Origin of the sequence: Arthrobacter sp. zg-Y238 (assembly GCF_024385525.1) — a bacterium.
GTDB lineage: Bacteria > Actinomycetota > Actinomycetes > Actinomycetales > Micrococcaceae > Arthrobacter_B > Arthrobacter_B jinronghuae.
Map to the genome: position 1 here is coordinate 341341 of NZ_JANFLU010000001.1, position 21397 is coordinate 362737.

Sequence of the window (21397 nt, forward strand, 5' to 3'; positions counted from 1 at the left end):
TCCCGGTCCGGTCAAAGCGCGGAGTTCTGCTCCTGCACCGTGGCGTTGGAGGACACTTCGAAGGTCCGCTCGGGCGGCTCCACATTGGCGGGATCCATCCACATGAACTCCCAGACGTGTCCGTCCGGGTCGGTGGCCGAGCCGCTGTACATTCCGGGCATGCGTTCCTCGGCCGGAGCGTAAAGGGCACCCCCGCCGGAGGTGCAGGCGGCCAGGAAACGGTCCACTTCGTCCCTGCTGTCGCAGCTGATGCCGTTCAGCACTTCCTTGCCGGCGGAAGCAAGGTGCGGTGTGTCTCCTTTGGGCAGGAACTCCTGGTAATAGTCCTGCTGCAGCAGCATCACCACAATGCTGTCCGAGACGACAATGGCTGTGGTGCGTTCATCGCTGAACTGCGGATTCTTCGTGAATCCGAGACCCAGGTAGAAGTTCTCTGCCGTCTTCAGGTTTGCCACCGGCAGGTTGGGGAAAATCATGCGTTCCATGACGGGTCCTTCCTTCGAAGCCCGCAGGCGCGCATCGTGGCGGAGAGCCCACGGGGAATATGCGGGTAACACGCTGTTCCTTCACACTCCCACTGCCCGCCGCTGCTGACAACGGGTACCCGTTCCCCGGCCCGGCGGCCGCCGTGCCACCGAATATGACCAGCCCATATGCGTCCGCACAGCAACAACTGCTAGTCTCACTGCTGCGAAGGCGGGCCGGGGCATTTCCGGCTATCTACCTGGCATAAGCGGACCAAGGGAGAAGCCATGAGCAGCACGTCGGACGATATTTACCTGGCCCAGGCCATTCGTCTTGCCACCGAGAACGTGGCCAACGACGGCGGACCGTTCGGCGCCGTCGTCGTGACCGCGGAAGGTGCCGCGTTTGAGGGCGTGAACCGGGTGACAGCGAACAACGACCCCACCGCACACGCCGAAGTAACGGCCATCCGCAACGCGTGCGCCACCCTGGGCACCTTTGATCTCACGGGTGCGGTGCTCTACACCAGCTGTGAACCGTGCCCCATGTGCCTTGCGTCCTCGCTCTGGGCCCGCGTGGACCGCGTGGTTTTTGCTGCAGACCGGCACGACGCCGCCAGCGCGGGGTTCGATGATGCCGCCTTCTACGAGTACTTCGATATGCCGCAGGAGAAGCGTTCCATGCAGGTTGCCCAGCTGGCCGTGGAAGGCACTCCGGCGATGGCCCCGTTCGATGCCTGGACCGCGGCAGCGTCGGAACGGATCGACTACTAGGCCCGTCCGGCGCTCGCAGCCGGCCCGGGACACCTGGAGCCGGGACGCCTAGAACCGGTGCTCCAGTGCGGCGCCGATGGTTTTGGAATAACAGGTAGACCCGTCGGAGGCGATGTACGGGCCGAAGTTCGGCACCACCCGGTAACCGGCATTCTCGTAAAAGCGGTGGCCGTCCGGCTGGGCGGAGCCGGCCTCAGCCGTGAGGACCGCGAATCCCATCTGCTTCGCGCGTGCCTCCAACGCCCCGAGGACCGCCGTCGCCACTCCTGAACCGCGAGCATACGGCAGGACATACACGCGCTTGATCTCCGCCGTCGTGGTATCCAGCCGCCGAAGCCCGCCGCAGCCCAGCGGCTGGCCGGTGCTGCGCTCGTAGGCGATGAGGAAAACTGCGGAATCGCCGGCGCGGGGAGGGTTGGGGTCGTGTTCCATCGTGCCGTAACGGGCGTCCAGTTCGGCCTGCTGGGCCTCGCGCAGGTCAGCGCCCACGGGGTTGCTCCACGGCACTTCGCGGATCCGCAGGTGCGGGGTGGAGTAGGGGCGGAATCCGGAAAAGGGTCGCAAATCCGACATGCTGCCTCCAGCGTCAGGGGTAGTGCTTCCACGCTAGGAGTGCGGGGTTTCACCCGTGTTTCGGCCGTGTGCCGTCCCGGCAAAAGGAATGTTCCGGATATGCGAACCGTGCGAGAATAGTAGCGATGTCAACTGTCGATTCTTCCCCTGATAAAAACTCCGCCAAAAAGTCCGAGCTGCGCCGTGTCCGCTCGGTTCCCACCGCCACCGGGCCGCAGGTCCGTCCCGCCACGGAGGGCTGGGAGCAGGCCAAGGAGCCCGACGGCCGCCCGCTGCTGCAGTTCAAATCGCCGCGCGTGTCCCAGCCGCCGGCCCATCTGGCCGATATGACGCTGGCCGAACGCCAGGAGAAGCTGAAGTCCCTGGGCCTGCCTGCGTTCCGCGCGAAGCAGCTGTCGGTGCATTACTTCCAGCACTACACCACTGATCCGGAAGCCATGAGCGACCTCCCCAAGGAGCGCCGTGACGAGCTGGTGGGTGAAATGTTCCCCACGCTGCTCACCGAGATCAAGCGCCTGACCACCGACAACGGCGACACGATCAAGTTCCTCTGGCGGCTATTCGACGGCTCCCTCGTCGAGTCCGTGCTGATGCGCTACCCGGGCCGCATCACCCTGTGCGTCTCCAGCCAGTGCGGCTGCGGCATGAACTGCCCGTTCTGCGCCACCGGCCAGGCCGGCCTGACCCGCAACATGTCCGCCGCGGAAATCCTGGACCAGATTGTCCAGGCCAACCGGGTGATCAAGGAAGGCGGCCTCGGCGGCAAGCGGCGCGACGGCGGCCACGACGCCGAGCGCGTCACCAACATTGTCTTTATGGGCATGGGCGAGCCGCTGGCTAACTACAAGCGCGTGATGAACGCCGTGCACCGGATGGCCGCCGAGGTTCCCGAAGGCCTGGGCATGAGTGCCCGCAACATCACCGTCTCCACCGTGGGCCTGGTGCCGGCTATCAAGAAGCTTGCCGAGGAGAACATCCCGGTCACCTTCGCGCTGAGCCTGCACGCGCCGGACGACGAGCTGCGCGACGAGCTGATCCCGGTCAACAGCCGGTGGAAGGTGGACGAGGCCCTGGACGCCGCGTACAACTACTACCGCGTCACCGGCCGCCGCGTCTCCATCGAGTACGCGTTGATCAAGGACATGAACGACCACGCCTGGCGTGCAGACCTGCTGGCCAAGAAGCTCAACGCCCGCGGCCGCGGCTGGGTGCACGTGAACCCGATTCCGCTGAACCCCACGCCCGGTTCCATCTGGACGTCGCCGGAGCCGGAGGTCATCCAGGAGTTCATCAACCACCTGATCGACGCCGGCATCCCCACCACCATCCGGGATACCCGCGGCAAGGAAATCGACGGCGCCTGCGGCCAGCTCGCCGCGGCGGACTAGCGCCGGGATTTCGGTAACTTAGCTACCTAACGACGACGGCGGGAGGCCGGGCTGCGAGCCCGGCTCCCGCCGTCGTCGTTTTGGTTTTGCGCGGCAGCCTACTTGAGGTGGTCCACCAGGGTGTCCGCGATGCCCGTGTACTTTGCCGGGGTGAGGGCCTGCAGGCGGGCTTCGGCCTCGGCGGGAAGGCCAAGGCCGGCAATGAATTCCTTCATCCGTTCGGCGTCCACGCGGTGGCCGCGGGTGAGGTCCTTGAGCCGTTCGTAGGGGTTTTCCATGCCCTCAACGCCGGCTACGGCTTCGGCGCGCATCACCATCTGGATGGCTTCCCCGAGGACCTCCCAGTTGGAGTCCAGGTCTTCGGCCAGGACCTGCTCGGCGACGTGCAGCCGCTGGAGCCCCTTGGCGACGTTGGAAACGGCGAGCACCGAGTGTCCGAAGGCCACGCCGATGTTGCGCTGCGAGGAGGAGTCGGTGAGGTCGCGCTGCCAGCGGGAGGTGACCAGGGTAGAAGCCAGCGTGTCCAGCAGTCCGTTGGAGATTTCGAGGTTTGCTTCGGCGTTCTCGAAGCGGATCGGATTGACCTTGTGCGGCATGGTGGAGGAGCCGGTGGCGCCTTCCACCGGGACCTGCGCGAAGTAGCCAATGGAGATGTAGCTCCAGACGTCCGTGCAGAAGTTGTGCAGGATGCGGTTGAAGCGGGCAATGTCTGCGTAGAGCTCGGCCTGCCAGTCGTGGGATTCGATCTGCGTGGTCAGCGGATTCCAGGCCAGGCCCAGGCCTTCCACGAAGCTGCGTGCCACCTGCTGCCAATCGGTCTGCGGGGCCGCTGCATAGTGTGCAGCGTAGGTTCCGGTGGCGCCGTTGATCTTGCCCAGGAACTCAGTGTTGCGGATCCGGCGCAGCTGGCGTGTGAGGCGGTGGACGGTGACAGCCAGTTCCTTGCCCAGGGTGGTGGGGGTGGCCGGCTGTCCGTGCGTCCGGGACAGCATGGGCACGGTGCGGGTGTCCTCCGCCATCGCGGCGATCTGGTCCACCAGGTCCTGCGCGGCCGGCAACCAGACGTTTTCGACGGCGCCCTTGATGCCGAGCGCGTAGGAAAGGTTGTTGATGTCTTCGGACGTGCAGCCGAAGTGCACAAGGCTCTTCAGGTTCTCGAGACCGAGGGCCGGAAGCCGATCGGCAATGTAGTACTCGACGGCCTTGACGTCGTGCACGGTGCGCTTTTCGATTTCGCCCAGTTCGGCCACGGAGTTGCCGTCGAAGCTCGTGACGATTTCCCGCAGCCGGCTTTGCTGGTCTTCCGTAAGCGGCGCAGTGCCCGGCAGGACGGCGTTGGAGGTCAGGTGAATCAGCCATTCCACTTCCACATGGGTCCGGTCCCGGTTCAGGGCGGCTTCGGACAGGTAGTCCACCAACGGCGCGGTGGCGCTGCGGTAGCGGCCGTCCAGCGGGCCCAGGGCGATAGCGGGAGTTACGGAAGCGAGGGAGACACGGGATTCGGATTCGGCCATGCGGTAATTCTTTCATGCCGGTGCAGCGCTGTTGGTGTGTGACTCATCGCTGTTCTGCATATCCGCCTGGGCGGACCACTGTCCCTCAACAGCCAGGGTTCGAAAGGAACAGGTCCTGGCCGTTTCCACTGGAGGTGCCCGGGGCGCTGCGGTCAGGTGACAGGCCCGGCACCCTTGACGGACCGGCGTCGTTCTTGAGGGTCCCCGTCCGGACCCCTCCACGCCGGGCCCGGTATCCGGAACCTCAGCCGGGGCCATACCGGATGGAGACAATCCGTCACCCGAGGGAGGAAATGATGGACCAAATGGCTGCTGCGGCCTACGCGGCGGAGACGCAGCGGTTGCTACTGGCGTTTGCAGCAGAAACCGACGAGCTCGAGCGCGAGGTTGCCGCCTCCGCAGCTGTCCAGTGGGAGTCTCGCGCGGCGGATGCTTTCCGGCATGGACTGACCGCAGCGGTGCAGGAGATGCCTGACGCTTCCGGGCAGTTGCGGTCCGCCGCCGGTGAACTGCTGCAGGATCCACTCATGTTGGCTACGGGGAGCTGACAATGGCAGAGATAGGAACCTGTGATGAGCGGATGTACCAGGTGAGGGGAGGGGCCGCGGGGCTTCTGGTCCAGTACGAGGACCTGGTCCGGATTGCCGGCAGGCTGGAATCGACGACGGACCGCCTGCGGCTGCTTGGGCAGAGGGTGACGGAGCTTTGGCTGGAGGTCGGGGCCGTTAGCGGCGGCTCGGGGTCGGCTGACCGGGTGCGGTTGCGGATGCAGGAGGCCGCGCACACCTTGAGGAGTTCCGCTTCCGCCGTCGACGCCCTTACGGACGGGGTCCGGGAGAGCGCCCGTGCCTATGCTGAAGCCGAAGGGCAAATCAAGGCGCGGCTGCCATATTTCTTTCTCATTCCACCGAATCCCTGGTCCACAGTCGGCCCGTATCCACGGGCCGAGGGGTTCCCTACTCTGCGTCAGGCGGAAACGGTCCTTGCCGATCCGGTCTCCGAAAACTTGATGCGCGCTGCCCTGCTCCTGCTTTACGGTGCGGGGAGGGGGAAGCTGCGGCCCGTGGAGGTGTCGGCGCTTCCGGGTGCACAGGAACGTGTACGCCTGGACGGAACTGCTGCCGGCCTGCTGGAGAGGTCGGAGGTACTGTTGCGGGAAAACAGGCCAGGCGTGATCGAAGTCCTGCCGCTCACGGCGAGCGACGGAAAGAAGACATTCGTTGTCACTATTCCCGGTACGCAGAGCCCCGGCATTTCCCCCGGAAGCGAGAATCCGTTCGATGCCATGGGCGTCTTCGAACCGTCCCTGAAAGACAGTTTGTTTGTTGCTGCGGGAGTGCAGGAAGCCCTGCGGCTGGCCGGGGCTGAAGCGGAGGACGCCGTCATTCTTTCCGGCTACAGCCAGGGCGGCGACCACGCCACCCGTGTTGCCGCGTACCTGGCGGAGGAAAGCGACTACAACGTGGCGTTCCTGCTGACCGCAGGCAGCCACACGGGAGCTGCCGATCTACCCCCGGGTATCCACGCACTGCACCTGGAGCATGTGCAGGACTGGGTGTCCGGGATCGATGGCACCCCCAATCCTGATACACCGGACCGGGTCACCATGACCCTGACGAATCCGGCGGCCACGCCGGAGGGGGACGACGCCGGTTTGGGTCCCGGGCACCGGCTGGAGAATTACCGTCGGGGTGCCGCGCTCGCAGACGCCAGTGATGATGCCTCGCTGCGGGCATCTGTGGGATCCCTCGGTGCCGCTGTTGCAGCCGGAAGCGTTGCAACCAGGCACCTGTACCGTCTCTCCCGGGAAGAACTGCCGCAGCGGGAAGTGAGGGTTGTGCCGAGACCTTCGCCGGGGCCGGGCAAGGTCTACCGGCCGCCGGTCGGCCCTGGCCTCCGGCGGACCGAAGCCGATTCACCTCCCGTTTCAGGCGGCTAGCTACGGCTCCCGCTCCGGCTCCCGCTCCGGCTTCGCTTGCGGCTCCCGGTGACCGTATCCAGAACCAGCGACACGAGGCTGATGATAATTGCGCCCAGAATGGCGGTCCAGAAGAAGGAATCAACCTCGAAGCGGATGGGCGTGTAGCTGCTGAGCCAGGCGGTGAGCTCGAGCATGGCGGCATTGATGACTATGCGGAACAACCCAAGGGTCAGGATGGCCAGCGGCAAGGTCAGCCCCTGTGCGATGGGGCGGACCAGGGCGTTCACCACGCCGAAAATCAGGCCCACAAAAAGATACGCGAGCACCGTATCGATAACCGGATCGCCGCTGAGGCTCCCCGTCGGCGCGCTCACCGTGAGGCCAGGCAAAAGCCAGCCGGCCACCCAGAGGGCAACGGCGTTCAAGACTATCCGCAGCAACAGAGAGAACATGCCCCCATGCTGGCAGAAAACGGGCCATTACTGTTAACGCCATGACCACTACCGAGAATGACACCGACGCAGCTGAAGTTCCCGCACCCGGCATCACCCCACGGCCCGTTATCGGGAAGCTGCCCCAATACGCCGCGGGCAAGCCGCCGGTGGTTGTAGAAGGACTTCAGAGCTACAAACTTTCTTCCAATGAGAACCCGTTCCCGCCGCTGCCGGCCGTGTTGGATGCGATAAACGAGGCCGCAACGGTTAACCGCTATCCGGATCCGCTTTCCACTGCCCTGCGCAATGAACTCTCCACGTTCCTGGACGTTCCCGCGGAAGACATCGTTACCGGCGGCGGCAGCTTGGGAGCACTGAACCAGCTGCTCGCCACCTTTGCCGGACAGAACCCGGACGGAGCAGCGGACGAGGTTATCTACCCCTGGCGCTCCTTTGAGGCATACCCCATCAGCGTCGGCCTGGCCGGTGCCGAGAGCGTCCAGGTGCCGCTGAACCCCGACGGCACACACAACCTGGCAGCCATGGCCGAAGCAGTCACTGAGCGCACCAAGGTGATTCTGCTGTGCACGCCCAACAACCCGACCGGCCCAGTCCTGACGACGGCACAGGTGGAGGACTTCCTCCAGCGGATTCCCACCCACATCATTGTGGTCATCGATGAAGCCTATGAGGATTTCGTGCGGGACGAGGACGCCGTCGACGGCGTCGAAATGTACCGCAAGCACCCCAACGTGGTGGTGCTCAGGACCTTCTCCAAGGGTGCAGGACTGGCCGGACTGCGCGTGGGCTATTCCATTGCGCACGCGCCGATCACCCGGCACCTCCGGGTAGCGGCAGTCCCGTTTGCCGTGTCCACCATCGCCGAGCAGGCTGCCGTGGCCTCCCTCCGGCACCACGACCAAATTGTGGAGAGAATACAAGGACTCGTTGCCGAACGGACCCGTGTGGTGGAGGGCCTGGAGGCGCTGGGATGGTCCATTCCGGCTGCGCAGGGCAACTTCGTGTGGCTGGCCCTCGGGGAAGACACCCCCGGGTTTGCAGCTCTGGCGGGGCAGCAGGCACTGGCGGTAAGGGCCTTTGGCAACGAAGGTGTGAGAGTGACCATCGGCGAAGAGGAAGCAAACACGCGGTTCCTCGCGTTATGTGCGACTTATACAAAAGGCCCACGCGTTTCCTAGCGTGTCTTAGGTAGGGCCGGAAGCCGCGCCGTCGTTAGGCTTTGGAAGGTAACTTCCACTTATATGCGATGCAGGGAATGTATTCCCTCCGGAGCATATTTCCAGCGCGGTGCGGCTTTCGGCTGTCCAGGCAAGGAGAAGGCATGGACGTAGGACACTTGCCGGCCAGTGAGTTCGACTCGGCCGGACTTGAGCAATCCCTCATGGGCGCTCCGGATGCGAACCCTGTCCCGGACATGGTTCAGCTGCTCACCATTGACGGAGAGCTCCTGCAGGACGACACCTATGGCAGCTATGTCCAGGGCCTGACTCCCGAGGAACTCCGCGGGTTCTACCGGGACATGTTCCTGGTCCGCCGCTTCGATGAAGAAGCCACTGCGCTTCAGCGGCAGGGTGAACTGGTGATGTGGGTTCCGCTCACCGGCCAGGAAGGCGCGCAGATCGGTTCCGGCAGGGCCCTGAAGCCGCAGGATTACGTATTCCCCACTTACCGGGAACACGGCGTCGCCTACACCCGGGGCCTGGAGCTCGCCCAGCTGCTCCGGCGATTCCGCGGCATCTCCCACGGAGGTTGGGACCCCCGCGAGGCCAACTTCCACCTCTACACGCTGGTGCTGGCCGCCCAGGTGCCGCACGCCGTCGGCTATGCGATGGGAATGGCCCGCGACCGGCTGGTTAACCCCAAGCTGCCCGAGGCCGCCACCGTCGCGTACTTCGGCGACGGGGCGAGCTCCGAAGGCGACGTGCATGAAGGCATGGTCTTCGCCGCGTCCTACAACGCACCAGTGGTCTTCTTCTGCCAGAACAACCACTGGGCCATCTCCGTGCCCACCGAAGTCCAGTCACGCATCCCCTTGGCCAACCGGGCACAGGGCTACGGCTTCCCCGGGGTGCGCGTTGACGGCAACGACGTCCTGGCCGTCCACGCCGTAACTCGCTGGGCGCTGGAACACGCCCGTTCGGGCGGCGGTCCGGTGCTTATCGAGGCCTTCACCTACCGGATGAGCGCGCATACGACGGCGGACGACCCCACCAAATACCGTCTCAGCGCCGACGAGGAAGCCTGGCTGGACCGGGACCCGCTGCTGCGGATGGAAAAGTACCTGCGTAACCAGGGCCTGGCCGACGATGCGTTCTTTGAGGAACTCCGCGAGGAAGGCCGCAACATGGCCGTCCGGCTCCGCGAGAACGTCCAGCAGATGGAGGCGCCGGGCTTTGAAGACGCCTTCGCCGACGTCTATGCAGAGGCCCATCCTTTGATCCGCGAAGAGCTGGATGAGCATCGCCGGTATGAAGCCGGATTTGCCGGCGCCGACGACGCCAACCCCGCCACCACCGACCCCGCCGCCCGGGAGCACACCGCATGAGCACCACCATGACCATGGCCAAGGCCATCAACGCCGGTCTGCGCGCAGCCCTCGAAAACCACCCGAACTCCCTGCTGATGGGCGAGGACATCGGCTCCCTCGGCGGCGTCTACCGGGTCACCGAGGGTCTGAAGGCCGACTTCGGTGCGGACCGCGTTATGGACACGCCGCTGGCCGAATCGGGAATCATCGGCACCGCCATCGGCCTGGCCCTGCGCGGCTACCTGCCCGTCTGTGAAATCCAGTTCGACGGCTTCGTCTTCCCCGGCTTCAACCAGATCACCACCCAGCTGGCGAAAATGCATTCCCGCAGCGAGGGCGCGCTCAGCGCACCCGTGGTCATCCGGATCCCGTACGGCGGCGGCATCGGCTCCATTGAGCACCACTCGGAATCCCCCGAGGCGCTCTTTGCCCACACTGCAGGCCTGCGCATCATCACGCCGTCGAACCCCCAGGACGCCTACTGGATGATCCAGCAGGCCGTTGCCTGCAAGGACCCCGTCATCGTCTTTGAGCCCAAGCGCCGTTACTGGCTTAAGGGCGACGTCGACACCACAGCACCCACGTCGGACCCGTTCTCTGCCCATATTGTCCGCGAAGGAACCGACGCAACCATCGTCGCCTACGGGCCGCTGGTCCCGGTCGCCCTGGCGGCAGCCGCGGCGGCCGAGGAGGACGGACGGTCCGTCGAGGTGGTGGATCTGCGGTCCATTTCGCCCATCGACTTCGACACCGTGACCGAGTCCGTGCGCAAGACGGGACGACTGATTGTCACCCATGAGGCACCTACCTTCGGCGGAATCGGCGGCGAGATTGCCGCACGGGTGGCCGAACGCGCCTTCCTGTCCCTGGAAGCTCCGGTGCTCCGCGTAGGTGGCTTCCACATGCCCTACCCGGTAGCGAAGGTCGAGGAACATTACTTGCCGGACATCGACCGCCTGCTTGAGGCGCTGGACCGCTCCTTCGCCTACTGATGAGCCTGCCCGCCCGCCTACACCCCATGACGAAGAACGAGTTGCAATGACTGAAAAGACATTCCGCCTGCCGGACGTGGGCGAAGGCCTGACCGAAGCCGATATCGTGCAGTGGAAGGTTTCGCCGGGGGACACGGTTGCCGTCAACGACGTGATCGTGGAAATCGAAACCGCGAAGTCCCTGGTGGAACTTCCCTCCCCGTACGCCGGCACGGTCTCTTCCCTGATGGTTGCGGAAGGCGAAACGGTCGACGTCGGCACGCCCATCATCAGCGTGACGGTCGACGACGGCGCCGGGGCGAAGGTGCCGGCGGCGGCAGGCGGGCCAGCAGCCGCCGCGCCGGAAGAAGTTCCCGCGGCACCCGATTCCACACCGCCCGAAACGGCAGGGGAAGCCCCGGCGGCCTCGCTGACCGGCACCGGTCCCAAGCCGGACGCCGTGCGCCGCCGCCCGCGTCGCCCCGTGTCCCCGGGTGCGGCGGCGACGCCGGAACCAGCCGCAGCACCGGCTCCCGCTGCACCTGCGCCCGCCCCCGCTGCCCCCGCTGCTCCCGCAGCACCGGCTCCCGCCCCGGCGTCGTCCGGAACCGCAGCAGTCCAGGACCGGGTCAACCGGCTGATCCAGCGCGTGCTGGCCAAACCCCCGGTACGCAAGGCCGCAAAGGATCTGGGCATCAACCTGGCGGACGTCACCGCCACCGGAGCCAGCGGCGAGGTGACCAAGCAGGACCTGATCAGCTACCAGGCCCAGCGTGAAGCAGAGCGCGAGTCGGCCGGAGAGTTCTGGTCCCCGGGTGCCGCCGATTCGCGGATCGAGCGGATCCCCGTCAGGGGAGTCCGCCGTGCCACCGCAAAGGCCATGGTGGAAAGCGCCTTCAGTGCACCCCACGTCAGCATCTTCGTCGACGTGGATGCGTCCCGGACCATGGAGTTCGTGAAGCGGCTGAAGGCGGCCAAGGACTTTGAAGGCATCCGGGTTTCACCGCTGCTGATCCTGGCGAAGGCCGTGATCTGGGCGGCCGCGCGGAACCCGTCCGTGAACGCCACCTGGGCCGGCGACGAGATCCTGGTGAAGCACTTCATGAATCTCGGTATTGCGGCGGCCACCCCGCGGGGACTGATGGTGCCCAACATCAAGGATGCGCAGGAACTCTCCCTGAAGGAGCTGGCCATCGCCCTCAACACCCTGGCGGCAACGGCCCGCGAGGGCCGGACTCCGCCGGCCGATATGCGCGGCGGCACGCTGACCGTCACCAACATCGGTTCGCTGGGCATCGACACGGGCACCCCGATCATCAATCCCGGCGAGGTTGCCATCGTGGCGTTCGGCACCATCAAGCAGAAGCCCTGGGTGGTTGACGGCGAGGTGGTGCCGCGCTGGATCACCACCCTCGGCGGTTCCTTTGACCACCGCGTGGTCGACGGCGACCTGTCGGCCCGGTTCATGGCGGACGTCGCTTCAATCCTGGAAGAGCCGGCCCTGCTCCTGGATTAGGCCCGGCGGCACTGGCGCGGGTGCCTAGCGGACCTTTACGGCGGCGACGGCGGCACTCAGGATCGGGGCGAGCCGGCGCACGCCCTCGGCAATGTCCTCGGAGGAGACAGCGCTGAAGGCCAGCCGGAGCTTGTTCGAGGCGCCTTCGCCGGGCGTGAACGCCGCGCCCGGGATGAAGACCGTCCCGGCGTCGATCGCTTCATAGAGCAGGGGATAGGTGTCCACACCCTCGGGCAGCGTCACCCAGATGAAGAATCCGCCGTCCGGCCGGGTCCACGTCACGCCTTCGGGCATGTGTTCATCCAGTGCGGCCAGCATCGAGGAACAACGCTCGGCGTAGAGGCTGCGGGAGCTGCGCACGTGGCCCATCCAGTCGTACTCGCGCAGGTACGCGGAGACCAGCATCTGGGTCAACGGCGAGGGGCACAGGACCACGGCTTCGCAGGCCAGGTAGAACCGCCGGTAAAGGTGGCGGGGGACCAGCGCCCAGCCGAGCCGGACTCCGGGGGCGAAGATCTTGGAGAACGAGCCCAGGTACAGCACGTCCTGGGCGTTCCCTGCCCGCATCGGGGCCAGGGGTTCGCCGTCGAACCGGAGGAGGCCGTAGGGATTGTCCTCCAGGACCAGGATGTTGTTCCGCCGGCAGATTTCCACTACCGCCTGGCGGCGCCCGGCGGTCAGGGTGACGCCGCTGGGATTGTTGAAGCTTGGGATCGTGTAAAGCAGCTTGATGGTTTTGCCTTCGGCGCGCACCTCGCGGATCCGCTGCTCGAGTGCCTCCGGGACGAGGCCGCCGTCGTCCATCGGAACGGTGCGTACGTCCACCTCGTAGGCCTCAAAGGCATTCAGCGCCCCTACATAAGTGGGGTCCTCGCAGAGAATCACATCGCCCGGATCGCAGAAGACCTTGGCAGCAACGTCCTGCGCGGACTGTGAACCGGTGGTGATGACGATGTCCGCCGGATCGGCGTCGAGAATGCCTTCCGCGGCCATGACCTCGCATGCCTGCCTGCGCAGCTCTTCCATGCCCTGCCCGCCGCCGTACTGCAGTGCCTCCAGCCCGTGCTCGGCAATGATGCGCTGGGCGGTCCGGCCCAGTTCTTCCAGGGGGAGGGAACGCAGATAGGGACTCCCGCCTGCCAGGGAAATCAGGCCCGGACGGATGGAAATGTCGAAGACATCCCGTACCGCGGACTGCTTGATGTGGAAGGCGCGGTTGGAGAACAGCACCTCGTGGCGGTGGGAGCCGGCGGCGCGTTCCAAAGCAGCCATGGTGTCAACGGGCAGTTCTACGGCATCGGAGAATTCCTCGCGGGTCATGCCTCCAATGCTAACCCCGATAGTTGACCGTCAGGCAACGGCTGTTTAGTACACCAAGGAGGTTTAGATCCAGCCGGCCTTGTGGGCCTTGATTCCGGCCTGGAACCGGCTCTCGGCACCCAACTCCTCCAGCATCCAGGCAATGTGGCGGCGGCAGGTCCGCACACTGATGCCAACCCGCCGGGCAATGGCTTCATCCGAGTAACCGGAGGCCAGCGCCGTGAGGACGGACCGCTGCGTGCTGGTGAGTCCCTCCCTGCCGGGATTGTCGGTCAGGAACGGCTCGGCCAAGCCCCACGCAAACTCGAAGAGCAACCCGAAAATGCGGATCAGGTTGGTATCCCGCACAACCAGTCCGGCAACGTCGCCGGGGTGCAGATCGCGTGCAACAACCGCCACTTTGTCATCGAAAATCAGGGTTCTCAGGGGCATGTAGGGAAGGGTGCGGAACTCCCCTCCTGCCTGGGTAATAACTTCCACTGCCTTGCGGGTGGGCACATGGTCCCGCGTGCTTGCGTGGTACAGCGTTTGCCTACGAACACCGCCGCGCAGGAGATCCAGATCCTTCTGCACGCTTTCCTCATGGATGTCTGCGTTGGCGCCCTGCCCCGGCCGGGCGATCAGGACACGGTCGGTGGCGCTGCGCCCATACTCGATCAGTACCCGCTGGACTTGCTCCTGGTCCTCGACCACCTCCACCGACGAATCGGCGGCCAGCCGCTTACGTGCCTCGACGTAGGCCGGGGTCAATGCGGCCATTTCCCGCCGGCGGTTACTGATTCTTCCGCGCAGTTCCAGCAGCGCCCGTTCATCCGGATCCACCAGTTCCGCGAGGGCAACATCAGGGGAAACCGCGGTGTAGCTTGGGCCGCCCGTGTTCTGCTGCAGCAGGAGGCAGCTGGCGGTCAGTTCGGATATGGCACCGTCGATCACCTTGCTGGTGTACCCCAAGGCCTCGGAAGCCTCCTTCGCCGTCCACCCCGGACGACTTACGGCAAAGCGGTAAACGTCGAGCGAAACCTGAGACAGCACGGCGAATCCTTTCAACGCATCAGCTGTAGCCCCCACCGCTACCCTACCCAGCCAGCGCGGTTTCCGGGCCGCACGTGACAAAAGTGTTTTGTGACCGCAACACACTTCGGAATTCAGGCCATGGCCGGTTAATGCCAACGACGGCGGCCCAGGGCCCCTGCCGCGGAAAACCTCAGGTCGTGGCGCATCCCGAGGCGGTTGCAGCCGGAGGCAGGAACCGGGAGGGTCCACATCCGGACATGTCAGGAACCGGGCAGCGGAGGCTATTTACAGGCCGTGCGGCGGCGGGGGAAGCTTTCGGAGTCAAATCAAGGCGCCGGCTGAGCATCAGCCCAAGACCCAAGGGGGATAGCGATCATGAAGAGCTGGGATTGGTTCTAACTGAGGGCCCCGGAGGGGCCAAAGGCAAGTAACTACACAACTGCAAAGGCCGCCCAGTGGCGGTAACCGCACCCCGAGGGGAAAGACACATATGAGCCAGCTAGCTGCAGTTCGACCAGCCTCACGGACGCAACCGAGTACTCATTGGTGGTCGCTCTCAATTCATACCGGGGGCTTTGATGTTGCGGACGGCATCATCGGAGAACTGGTTACCCCGCTGGCGGCTCAGGCCCAGGTTCTGGGTGCGCAGCGCTGGTATTTCACGCGGTGCTCGGATCCGGCTAACGCACACGTAAAACTCCGGGTGCTCGCCCCTACGAGTACGTTGGACCGGCTGCAGTCGCTGTTGGTGGCCCTGCAGAACCAGTCCAGCGGTGTCATCGGGCACCTGGAAACCAGCCAGCAGTTCAGCGAGCCGGCTACGGACCGGCTCAGCCCGGGCGGCGGTGAGCCGCAGGACCTGCGTATCGAAGCGGACCTCGCGAAATACGGCGGCGTGGAGGGGCTCTCCCTCGCGGAAGAGGTTTTTGAGCTCTCTTCGGATCTGGCGAGTTGGGCCACGGCACGCTTTCCCAAGGTCCAGAACCGCTGGGCACTTGGATCGCTCCTGCTGTTTGATGCGGCCCGGAGCATGATGAAAGGTCCCCGGGCCTCAGCCTGGCCGGACCGGCGCCGCCTCTCCTGGGACTACTACTGGGACAGCCACCTGCGCAGCTGCACGGCGGGGTTCGGTCCCCGGGCCGCCGGTGTACGGCAGGCCATGACGGTCCAGGTTGGTGCGAAGGTCATGCCGACCCATCGGCTGATGGCAGCAACGGCAGCGGAATCCGCCGTCGAAAACTGGCGGCGGCGCTGGTTCCGGGGCATTGACACGTATTTGTACCGGGCGGACAAGGCCCGGCTGAGCCGAAGCGCCCAGCACCTAACGGTCTATCAGGCACACATGCTTCTGAACCGCCTCGGCCTGAGCCTCCGGGAGGAAGCGGCCATGGGATTGTACGCACGGACTTGGAGTCCGGAACGGGAATCAGTTCTGCTCGATAAGCGCTGAACCTGCGCGCAATGGGAAGGGGGCCCATCCGGTGGCCGATCATGAAGAAGTAGTGGTAGCGGACGCGCAGGAACTCGGCTCGGTCCTTGGCTGCTCGGATGACGTCTTGGCCGATCTGCAGAACAGCGGGGTCCTGGCGCCCTACGGTGAAGCCTGGAATGTTGGCCCGGCGCGTGAATACCTGAGGGACGCGGCCTGGGCGGACGAGGTCTGGTACTAGAAGGACGCCGAACGCAGAAGAGGGACGGACCAGTGACGGTCCGTCCCTCTTTTCTGTCTGCTTTGCCTAGGCTGCGGAGACAGAGGCTTCTGCGAGAACGCGGACGGCCTCGCCGAGCTGGGCAACGGTGTCCGGGTCATCCTGCGGGTGGATGCCGTCGTAGCGCGTCACGGATCCGCCGATGGCGAGGCGGACTTCCTCGACCACGCGGGCGCCGGCGATGCCGACCGACTTGCGTGCATCGTCCTGTGCCCAAACACCGCCGTACTGGCCGAAGGCAGAGCCGATGACGGCGGTGGGCATGCCGGAGATGGCACCGGCACCGAAGGGGCGGGACAGCCAGTCAATCGCATTCTTCAGCACGGCAGGCATGGTGCCGTTGTATTCGGGGCTGATCAGCAGCAGGCCGTCAGAAGCAGCGGCCGCGTTGCGCAGGGCCTGTGCTGCTTCGGGGACGAGCCCCTCTACGTCGATATCCTCGTTGTAGAACGGAATGTCGCCCAACCCCTCAAAGAGCTTCACCTCGACGCCTTCCGGAGCGCCGGCGGCGGCGGCTTCAGCGAGCTGGCGGTTGATGGAACCGACGCGGAGGCTGCCGACGAGGGTCAGGATGGTGGTGCTCAAAATTGGAACTCCTGTCTTGGCCGTGCCGCTTCTGGGGCACGGGCACGGATTCTTCTTCACGACCTTAAGCGGACTACAGTCCGATTTTATTCCCCGCGGCGCTACACTGGCCCGCATGAGTGGGAGAGGACCGTCACAAGCCGGTATCCGGGTGGACGCCGCCCGGAACCACCACCGCCTGCTCGAAGCAGCCCTGGAACTCGTTGCAGCCGGCGGTGCCGACGCCCTGACGATGGATGATCTTGCCGAGCGGGCCCACGTGGGCAAGGGGACGGTATTCCGGCGCTTCGGCTCCCGCGCCGGCTTGATGCAGGCGCTTCTGGACCATGCCGAGCAGGGTTTCCGGACCGCCTACCAGTTCGGTCCGCCCCCGTTGGGGCCAGGGGCACCGCCCAGGGACCGGCTGTTGGCCTTCGGCCTGGCACGGTTGGCATCGCTGAACGTGACCGGGGAGCTGGCCCGGGCGGCCGACGTCGATCCCCGGACCCGCTACCAGCATCCGTCCCGAAGCCTTGCACGCCGGCACCTCGCCGGGCTGCTCCGCCTGACCGGCACGGTTCCGGACCCGGAACTCGCCGCCTACCAGTTGATGGCCTTCCTTGATGCAGGCCTGCTTCTCCACCTGCGCGGCGAGGAAGGCATGGGCCTGCCCCGCCTGGAGAAGGGATGGGAGGAGTTGGTGGGCGCGTTCGCGCGGCCCAGCTGAGCTTAGAGTTTCTTCTGCGTCCCGCCGTCGGGCTGCTCGAGCCCAAGCGAGGAGATGAGGGAGCGCAGCGCCTGCCGCAGTTCCTGGCTGTCGTCCAGGGTCGTTTCCGCCTGGGCGAGATTTGCCCACTCGATGGCCTTGAGGCCTGCGTCGGTAACCGACCAGATCCCGGACTCGTCCCGGACGGAGTATCCGGAGGACTGGAGCTTCAGGAGGTGGACTCTAATAGCCGTTTCGGACTGGCCTTCCGCCTCGGCCAGCTCAGCTTCCGTAGCTGCCGCTGAGGCAAGGCATTCAAGCAGGTGAAAGCTGCCCTGGTTGAGGCCGAACCGATCCAGTGCACTGTCTGAGGCGATGTGTTTTACATGGGCAGCTGCCGAGAGGAGACGGGGGAAATAGCCCGGTGCCGTGGCGGGTTCGGAACCGGATGCAGGGTTGGCGCCGGACGGGACGCGCGAAGCTGCTTCTTCGCCGCGGGCCGGAGTCACGCTGCCGCCCACGCTGTGCGGGAGCTGACGGAAAAGCCCGTAACCGTGGTCTTAGGGGCGCTTAGGAGAAAGGTGTCGCGGGGGCAGACGTGGTGAAACGGCACTGGTTCCTCGGAGGTATGAAGGTTGGGTGCGGCTGGCAAACAGCCTGTGGCCACGTCTTGACCAATGGTCATCTTATTGTGAAGTATCCACGCCGGACAAACGGGATCGAGGGTTCACTGGAAGCTGACCGGCCGGTGCCCGGTCCGTAACGATTTCGACGTTCCGCGACATGGAATCCTTTAGTGACGCAGTTCTCAGTTAGCTTTGTTTGGTGCAAATCAAGGAACGGATCGAAGATTCGCGGATGAGCCCGCGGCAGGTGGCTATTATTGCCATTTGCACCACCCTTTACATGATCGACGGCTTCGATGTCCTGGTCATGGCCTTCAGCGCCAGCCATGTGGCCGAAGAGTGGGGATTGAACGGCGCACAGCTGGGCTACCTGCTCAGCGCAGCACTGGTGGGCATGGCTGTCGGATCTATCTTCGTCTCGACGGTCGCGGACATTATCGGGCGGCAGAAAACGCTGCTGATCGGTGTCTGCATTGTTGCCGCAGGCATGCTGGCCTCCTACTTTGCCCCGAACTATGCGGTGCTGCTGATTCTCCGCCTCCTGACGGGCGTGGCCATTGGAACGCTCCAGTCCACCATCAGTGTCTTCGCCTCTGAGTTCTCCAATGCCAAGCGCCGATCCACGGCCCTGTCCCTCGTCAGCATCGGGCAGCCAATCGGCGGCGTCCTCGGCGGCCTGATCAGCGGCGTTTTGATCAGCCAATACGGCTGGCGTTCGGCCTTCCTGTTCGGCGCCGTCGTCACCATCCTGATGATTCCGCTGGTGATGAAGGTATTCCCGGAATCGGTCGACTATCTGTTGACCCGCCGGCCTGCAGGCGCACTGGAACGGGTCAACCGCAGCCTGCGGGCCATCCGGCAGCCGGCCGTGGATGTGCTGCCGGAATCCGTGCTGGCGGAGCAGAACAAATCCCGTTTTGCGGACGTCCTTACCGGCTACAACGCCCGCCGAACCATCCTGCTGGCCCTGGCCTACTTTGTCCTTATGGCGAGCTTCTACTTCGCGAACTCCTGGACGCCCCGGCTGATTGCGGAAAGCGGTTTCACCGCCCAGGACGGCATCAATGCTGGAGTGCTGTTCAGCGTCGGGGCAATTGTCGGCGGCGTCCTGCTGGGCCTGCTCGGTGCACGCTTCCCCATGCGCAAGGTCCTGGCCGTGTTCTTCGTGATCGGGGCCGCCACTTTCGTCGTGTTCGCCAACTCGACCAACGGTTCGCTTGGCTGGGCCCTGTTCGCGGCAGCGCTGGTAGGGTTCGGCTCCAACGCGCCCATCGCCGGTATGTTGGCGATCAGCCCCACCTACTACACGAGTGAGGTCCGCGGCACGGCTCTGGGACTGGTGATCGGCATGGGCCGCATCGGCGCCATCATCTCGCCGATCCTGGCCGGTACCCTGATGGACGGCGGCTGGACGCCCGGTGACTTGTACTTCCTGTTCGTTATCCCGATGGCACTGGGCGCCGTCATCATTTCCATGCTCGGCCAGCCGGTCCTTCGCGGACCCAGCCCCAAGGCTGCCGCACCGGTTCACTGATTGGCGCCGTCCGGTCCGCAGCCGCGGCGGACCGGACGGCCTGAAACGCTAGGAAGTCACCAGATCCGGCCATTCCGAGGTCAGCTCCAGCCCGTGGGCGGCAGAGACCGACGCGTGGGTGACCCGGCCACCGGCGATGTTGAGGCCGTGGGCGAGGTCCGGGTACTTCTCGAAGGCGCCTGCCACGCCGAGGCTGGCCAGCGCCACTGCGTACGGCAGCGTCACGTTGGTCAAGGCGTAGGTGGACGTGTTGGGGACCGCGCCGGGCATGTTGGCCACGCAGTAAAACAGGGAGCCGTGCACGCGGAAGGTCGGATCTTCGTGCGTGGTGGGATGGCTGTCTTCAAAGCAGCCGCCCTGGTCCACCGCGATGTCCACCAGCACGCTTCCCGGTTTCATGCGCGAAACCATGTCATTTGTGACCAGCTTCGGAGCACGGGCCCCGGGGATCAGCACCGAGCCGATCACCAGGTCCGCATCCACTATGGCCCGCTCGATCTCGAAGGCGTTGGATGCCACCGTCTTGATCCGGCCGGCATACAGCTCATCGAGTTCCCGCAGCCGGTCAATATTAATGTCCAGGACCGTGACGTCCGCATGGGCGCCGACGGCCGCCGCCGCCGCGTTGGTCCCGGCCACGCCGGCCCCCAGCACCACTACCTTGGCCGACCGGACACCCGGAACGCCGCCCAGCAGCAGGCCCGGCCCACCCGCCGGGGCCATCATGGACTGCGCCCCCACCTGCACCGAAAGCCGTCCGGCTACTTCGGACATGGGTGCCAGCAGGGGGAGGGACCGGCCGCGCTGCACGGTCTCATAGGCGATCGCAGTGACTCCGCGTTCGAGCAGCGCAGCCGTCAGCTCCGGCTCGGCGGCCAGATGCAGGTAAGTGAAGAGGATCAGGCCCGGCCGGAAATGCCGGTATTCGGAGGCAACCGGCTCCTTGACCTTGAGAATCATGGCGGACTGGGCCCAGACGTCGTCGGCTGAGTCCAGAATCTGCGCTCCGGCGGCGGTGTATTCCGCGTCCGTAATGTTCGAGCCGGTGCCGGCACCGCTTTGTACCAGCACCTGATGGCCATGGGAGCGGAGTTCATGCACGCCCGAGGCGGTTATTGCTACACGGAATTCATTGTTCTTGATTTCCTTGGGGATACCGATGATCACAGTATTGCTCCGTCAGTAGGGTCAGCCGGCGGGGTGTCCGCCGACACATCCCCAGCATAGGTCCCCTGCCGCGCGGCCGGGCAGGGGCACCGGGAGCCGGTTTTCCTCCGCCGGCCGGCTTCCGAGATCAGGTGCCGGTGTTGTCCGCGCCGCTCTCCGTTGCTTCGCCCGCCGCTTTGGCTGCTCTCGCGGCCTGCTGCGATTCGAGCCAGGCCTGGACATCTTCCATCCGGATCCGGCGGTGCGAGCCGCGGTATTGGACCGGGATAACCCCGGCATCCGTCAGGTTGCGCAGGTAGGTGTGGGAAATGCCCGCTGCGGCGGCCGCCTGGGAAGTGGTCAGCAGGGGCACCGGTCCGGCCGGAAGCGGTGGATCCACCGGCGCGGCAGGCTCCGAGGACACCGTCACGGGGGCGCCCGCGGCGAGTCGGGACAGCAGGTCCAGCACAGCGTCCCGGGCGGCGTCGGGCAGCCGCAGCGCCGTGCCGTCCACGAAAACGGTGACGTCGCCGGCAGCCAGCGCGCGTTTCAGCGCAAGGGTGTCTTTGTCCGGCAGCGCCGGTACGGTCCTGGAACTCTTACTCATGGCCCTAATCTTGCCAAAGGAATGGCGGCGGGGCGGGCACCGATGCCGTGTTGAAGCGGTTCGGGCAG

At 65.4% G+C, this 21397-nt stretch carries 22 protein-coding genes; 12 read left to right on the plus strand and 10 right to left on the minus strand.

From position 1 onward, the window contains the following. Positions 1-11: 11 nt before the first annotated feature. A complete protein-coding gene (locus tag NNX38_RS01735) occupies positions 12-485 on the minus strand; it encodes a VOC family protein (RefSeq protein WP_255796432.1) in 474 nt (157 codons plus the stop codon). 267 nt (positions 486-752) lie between these two features. Here NNX38_RS01735 and NNX38_RS01740 point away from each other — a divergent pair, with 267 nt between their 5' ends. Further along, a complete protein-coding gene (locus NNX38_RS01740; protein WP_255796433.1) occupies positions 753-1238 on the plus strand; it encodes a nucleoside deaminase in 486 nt (161 codons plus the stop codon). A gap of 48 nt (positions 1239-1286) precedes the next feature. On the opposite strand, the gene NNX38_RS01745 is transcribed toward NNX38_RS01740, so the two are convergent. After that, the gene (locus NNX38_RS01745) at positions 1287-1811 is read right to left on the minus strand and encodes a GNAT family N-acetyltransferase (protein WP_229951058.1); all 525 of its coding nucleotides are present in this window, start codon (positions 1809-1811) and stop codon (positions 1287-1289) included. Between the two features lie 125 nt (positions 1812-1936). Here NNX38_RS01745 and rlmN point away from each other — a divergent pair, with 125 nt between their 5' ends. After that, positions 1937-3199, plus strand: coding sequence for a 23S rRNA (adenine(2503)-C(2))-methyltransferase RlmN (rlmN, locus tag NNX38_RS01750; RefSeq protein WP_255796434.1), 1263 nt, complete (start codon positions 1937-1939; stop codon positions 3197-3199). A gap of 98 nt (positions 3200-3297) precedes the next feature. Here the strand turns inward: rlmN and purB are convergent, their stop codons facing one another. Beyond that, positions 3298-4713 (minus strand): adenylosuccinate lyase, encoded by a 1416-nt coding sequence (purB, locus tag NNX38_RS01755; RefSeq protein WP_255796435.1) that lies wholly within the window; start codon positions 4711-4713, stop codon positions 3298-3300. Positions 4714-5009: 296 nt separating this feature from the next. Here purB and NNX38_RS01760 point away from each other — a divergent pair, with 296 nt between their 5' ends. Then, the gene (locus NNX38_RS01760; protein WP_255796436.1) at positions 5010-5261 is read left to right on the plus strand and encodes a hypothetical protein; all 252 of its coding nucleotides are present in this window, start codon (positions 5010-5012) and stop codon (positions 5259-5261) included. A gap of 2 nt (positions 5262-5263) precedes the next feature. Beyond that, positions 5264-6652: a hypothetical protein gene (locus NNX38_RS01765; RefSeq protein WP_255796437.1), complete on the plus strand. Its 1389-nt coding sequence runs from the start codon at positions 5264-5266 to the stop codon at positions 6650-6652. Here the strand turns inward: NNX38_RS01765 and NNX38_RS01770 are convergent. Next, a complete protein-coding gene (locus tag NNX38_RS01770) occupies positions 6649-7086 on the minus strand; it encodes a phage holin family protein (protein ID WP_255796438.1) in 438 nt (145 codons plus the stop codon). The two genes, NNX38_RS01765 and NNX38_RS01770, sit on opposite strands and share 4 nt — an antisense overlap. Before the next feature lie 41 nt (positions 7087-7127). Between NNX38_RS01770 and NNX38_RS01775 the strand changes: the two genes are divergently transcribed. The 4 genes from NNX38_RS01775 (at position 7128) to NNX38_RS01790 (ending at position 12103) form a co-directional block, all read left to right on the plus strand. Then, positions 7128-8267 carry a histidinol-phosphate transaminase gene (locus NNX38_RS01775; RefSeq protein ID WP_255796439.1) on the plus strand — a complete coding sequence of 380 codons (1140 nt, stop codon included), beginning with the start codon at positions 7128-7130 and terminating at the stop codon, positions 8265-8267. Between the two features lie 143 nt (positions 8268-8410). Then, the gene (gene pdhA / locus NNX38_RS01780; protein ID WP_255796440.1) at positions 8411-9634 is read left to right on the plus strand and encodes a pyruvate dehydrogenase (acetyl-transferring) E1 component subunit alpha; all 1224 of its coding nucleotides are present in this window, start codon (positions 8411-8413) and stop codon (positions 9632-9634) included. Continuing rightward, positions 9631-10608, plus strand: coding sequence for an alpha-ketoacid dehydrogenase subunit beta (locus NNX38_RS01785; protein ID WP_229951049.1), 978 nt, complete (start codon positions 9631-9633; stop codon positions 10606-10608). The genes pdhA and NNX38_RS01785 overlap by 4 nt, the downstream gene beginning before the upstream one ends. 46 nt (positions 10609-10654) lie before the next feature. Then, on the plus strand, positions 10655-12103 hold the full coding sequence (locus tag NNX38_RS01790; protein WP_255796441.1) for a dihydrolipoamide acetyltransferase family protein: 1449 nt from the start codon (positions 10655-10657) through the stop codon (positions 12101-12103). A gap of 24 nt (positions 12104-12127) precedes the next feature. Here NNX38_RS01790 and NNX38_RS01795 read toward each other — a convergent pair whose 3' ends face one another. Together NNX38_RS01795 and NNX38_RS01800 are read right to left on the minus strand one after the other, a co-directional pair. Further along, positions 12128-13423: a PLP-dependent aminotransferase family protein gene (locus NNX38_RS01795; protein WP_255796442.1), complete on the minus strand. Its 1296-nt coding sequence runs from the start codon at positions 13421-13423 to the stop codon at positions 12128-12130. A 63-nt stretch (positions 13424-13486) separates the two neighbouring features. Continuing rightward, the gene (locus NNX38_RS01800; protein ID WP_255796443.1) at positions 13487-14455 is read right to left on the minus strand and encodes a helix-turn-helix transcriptional regulator; all 969 of its coding nucleotides are present in this window, start codon (positions 14453-14455) and stop codon (positions 13487-13489) included. 472 nt (positions 14456-14927) lie between these two features. On the opposite strand from NNX38_RS01800, the gene NNX38_RS01805 reads away from it, so the two are divergent. Beyond that, positions 14928-15887: a lantibiotic dehydratase C-terminal domain-containing protein gene (locus NNX38_RS01805; RefSeq protein WP_255796444.1), complete on the plus strand. Its 960-nt coding sequence runs from the start codon at positions 14928-14930 to the stop codon at positions 15885-15887. Positions 15888-15918: 31 nt separating this feature from the next. Further along, positions 15919-16107 (plus strand): hypothetical protein, encoded by a 189-nt coding sequence (locus NNX38_RS01810; RefSeq protein ID WP_255796445.1) that lies wholly within the window; start codon positions 15919-15921, stop codon positions 16105-16107. A 66-nt stretch (positions 16108-16173) separates the two neighbouring features. Here the strand turns inward: NNX38_RS01810 and NNX38_RS01815 are convergent, their stop codons facing one another. Further along, complete coding sequence (locus NNX38_RS01815) at positions 16174-16734, minus strand: NADPH-dependent FMN reductase (protein WP_255796751.1); 561 nt, start codon at positions 16732-16734, stop codon at positions 16174-16176. Between the two features lie 112 nt (positions 16735-16846). Between NNX38_RS01815 and NNX38_RS01820 the strand changes: the two genes are divergently transcribed. Beyond that, the gene (locus NNX38_RS01820) at positions 16847-17437 is read left to right on the plus strand and encodes a TetR/AcrR family transcriptional regulator (RefSeq protein WP_255796446.1); all 591 of its coding nucleotides are present in this window, start codon (positions 16847-16849) and stop codon (positions 17435-17437) included. A 2-nt stretch (positions 17438-17439) separates the two neighbouring features. Here the strand turns inward: NNX38_RS01820 and NNX38_RS01825 are convergent, their stop codons facing one another. Further along, positions 17440-17925: a hypothetical protein gene (locus NNX38_RS01825; RefSeq protein WP_255796447.1), complete on the minus strand. Its 486-nt coding sequence runs from the start codon at positions 17923-17925 to the stop codon at positions 17440-17442. Between the two features lie 316 nt (positions 17926-18241). Here NNX38_RS01825 and NNX38_RS01830 point away from each other — a divergent pair, with 316 nt between their 5' ends. After that, positions 18242-19576, plus strand: coding sequence for an MFS transporter (locus tag NNX38_RS01830; protein WP_255796448.1), 1335 nt, complete (start codon positions 18242-18244; stop codon positions 19574-19576). 48 nt (positions 19577-19624) lie between these two features. Here the strand turns inward: NNX38_RS01830 and ald are convergent, their stop codons facing one another. Then, on the minus strand, positions 19625-20743 hold the full coding sequence (ald, locus tag NNX38_RS01835) for an alanine dehydrogenase (protein ID WP_255796449.1): 1119 nt from the start codon (positions 20741-20743) through the stop codon (positions 19625-19627). Between the two features lie 127 nt (positions 20744-20870). After that, entirely contained in the window at positions 20871-21329 is a 459-nt protein-coding gene (locus tag NNX38_RS01840) for a helix-turn-helix domain-containing protein (protein WP_255796450.1), read from the minus strand. Between the last annotated feature and the right edge of the window lie 68 nt (positions 21330-21397).

Bases quoted from the DNA above. Each gene is read 5' to 3' on its own strand.
- NNX38_RS01735 (WP_255796432.1), bottom strand. From the start codon at position 485: ATGGAACGCATGATTTTCCCCAACCTGCCGGTGGCAAACCTGAAGACG.
- NNX38_RS01740 (WP_255796433.1), top strand. From the start codon at position 753: ATGAGCAGCACGTCGGACGATATTTACCTGGCCCAGGCCATTCGTCTT.
- NNX38_RS01745 (WP_229951058.1), bottom strand. From the start codon at position 1,811: ATGTCGGATTTGCGACCCTTTTCCGGATTCCGCCCCTACTCCACCCCG.
- rlmN (WP_255796434.1), top strand. From the start codon at position 1,937: ATGTCAACTGTCGATTCTTCCCCTGATAAAAACTCCGCCAAAAAGTCC.
- purB (WP_255796435.1), bottom strand. From the start codon at position 4,713: ATGGCCGAATCCGAATCCCGTGTCTCCCTCGCTTCCGTAACTCCCGCT.
- NNX38_RS01760 (WP_255796436.1), top strand. From the start codon at position 5,010: ATGGACCAAATGGCTGCTGCGGCCTACGCGGCGGAGACGCAGCGGTTG.
- NNX38_RS01765 (WP_255796437.1), top strand. From the start codon at position 5,264: ATGGCAGAGATAGGAACCTGTGATGAGCGGATGTACCAGGTGAGGGGA.
- NNX38_RS01770 (WP_255796438.1), bottom strand. From the start codon at position 7,086: ATGTTCTCTCTGTTGCTGCGGATAGTCTTGAACGCCGTTGCCCTCTGG.
- NNX38_RS01775 (WP_255796439.1), top strand. From the start codon at position 7,128: ATGACCACTACCGAGAATGACACCGACGCAGCTGAAGTTCCCGCACCC.
- pdhA (WP_255796440.1), top strand. From the start codon at position 8,411: ATGGACGTAGGACACTTGCCGGCCAGTGAGTTCGACTCGGCCGGACTT.
- NNX38_RS01785 (WP_229951049.1), top strand. From the start codon at position 9,631: ATGAGCACCACCATGACCATGGCCAAGGCCATCAACGCCGGTCTGCGC.
- NNX38_RS01790 (WP_255796441.1), top strand. From the start codon at position 10,655: ATGACTGAAAAGACATTCCGCCTGCCGGACGTGGGCGAAGGCCTGACC.
- NNX38_RS01795 (WP_255796442.1), bottom strand. From the start codon at position 13,423: ATGACCCGCGAGGAATTCTCCGATGCCGTAGAACTGCCCGTTGACACC.
- NNX38_RS01805 (WP_255796444.1), top strand. From the start codon at position 14,928: ATGAGCCAGCTAGCTGCAGTTCGACCAGCCTCACGGACGCAACCGAGT.
- NNX38_RS01820 (WP_255796446.1), top strand. From the start codon at position 16,847: ATGAGTGGGAGAGGACCGTCACAAGCCGGTATCCGGGTGGACGCCGCC.
- NNX38_RS01840 (WP_255796450.1), bottom strand. From the start codon at position 21,329: ATGAGTAAGAGTTCCAGGACCGTACCGGCGCTGCCGGACAAAGACACC.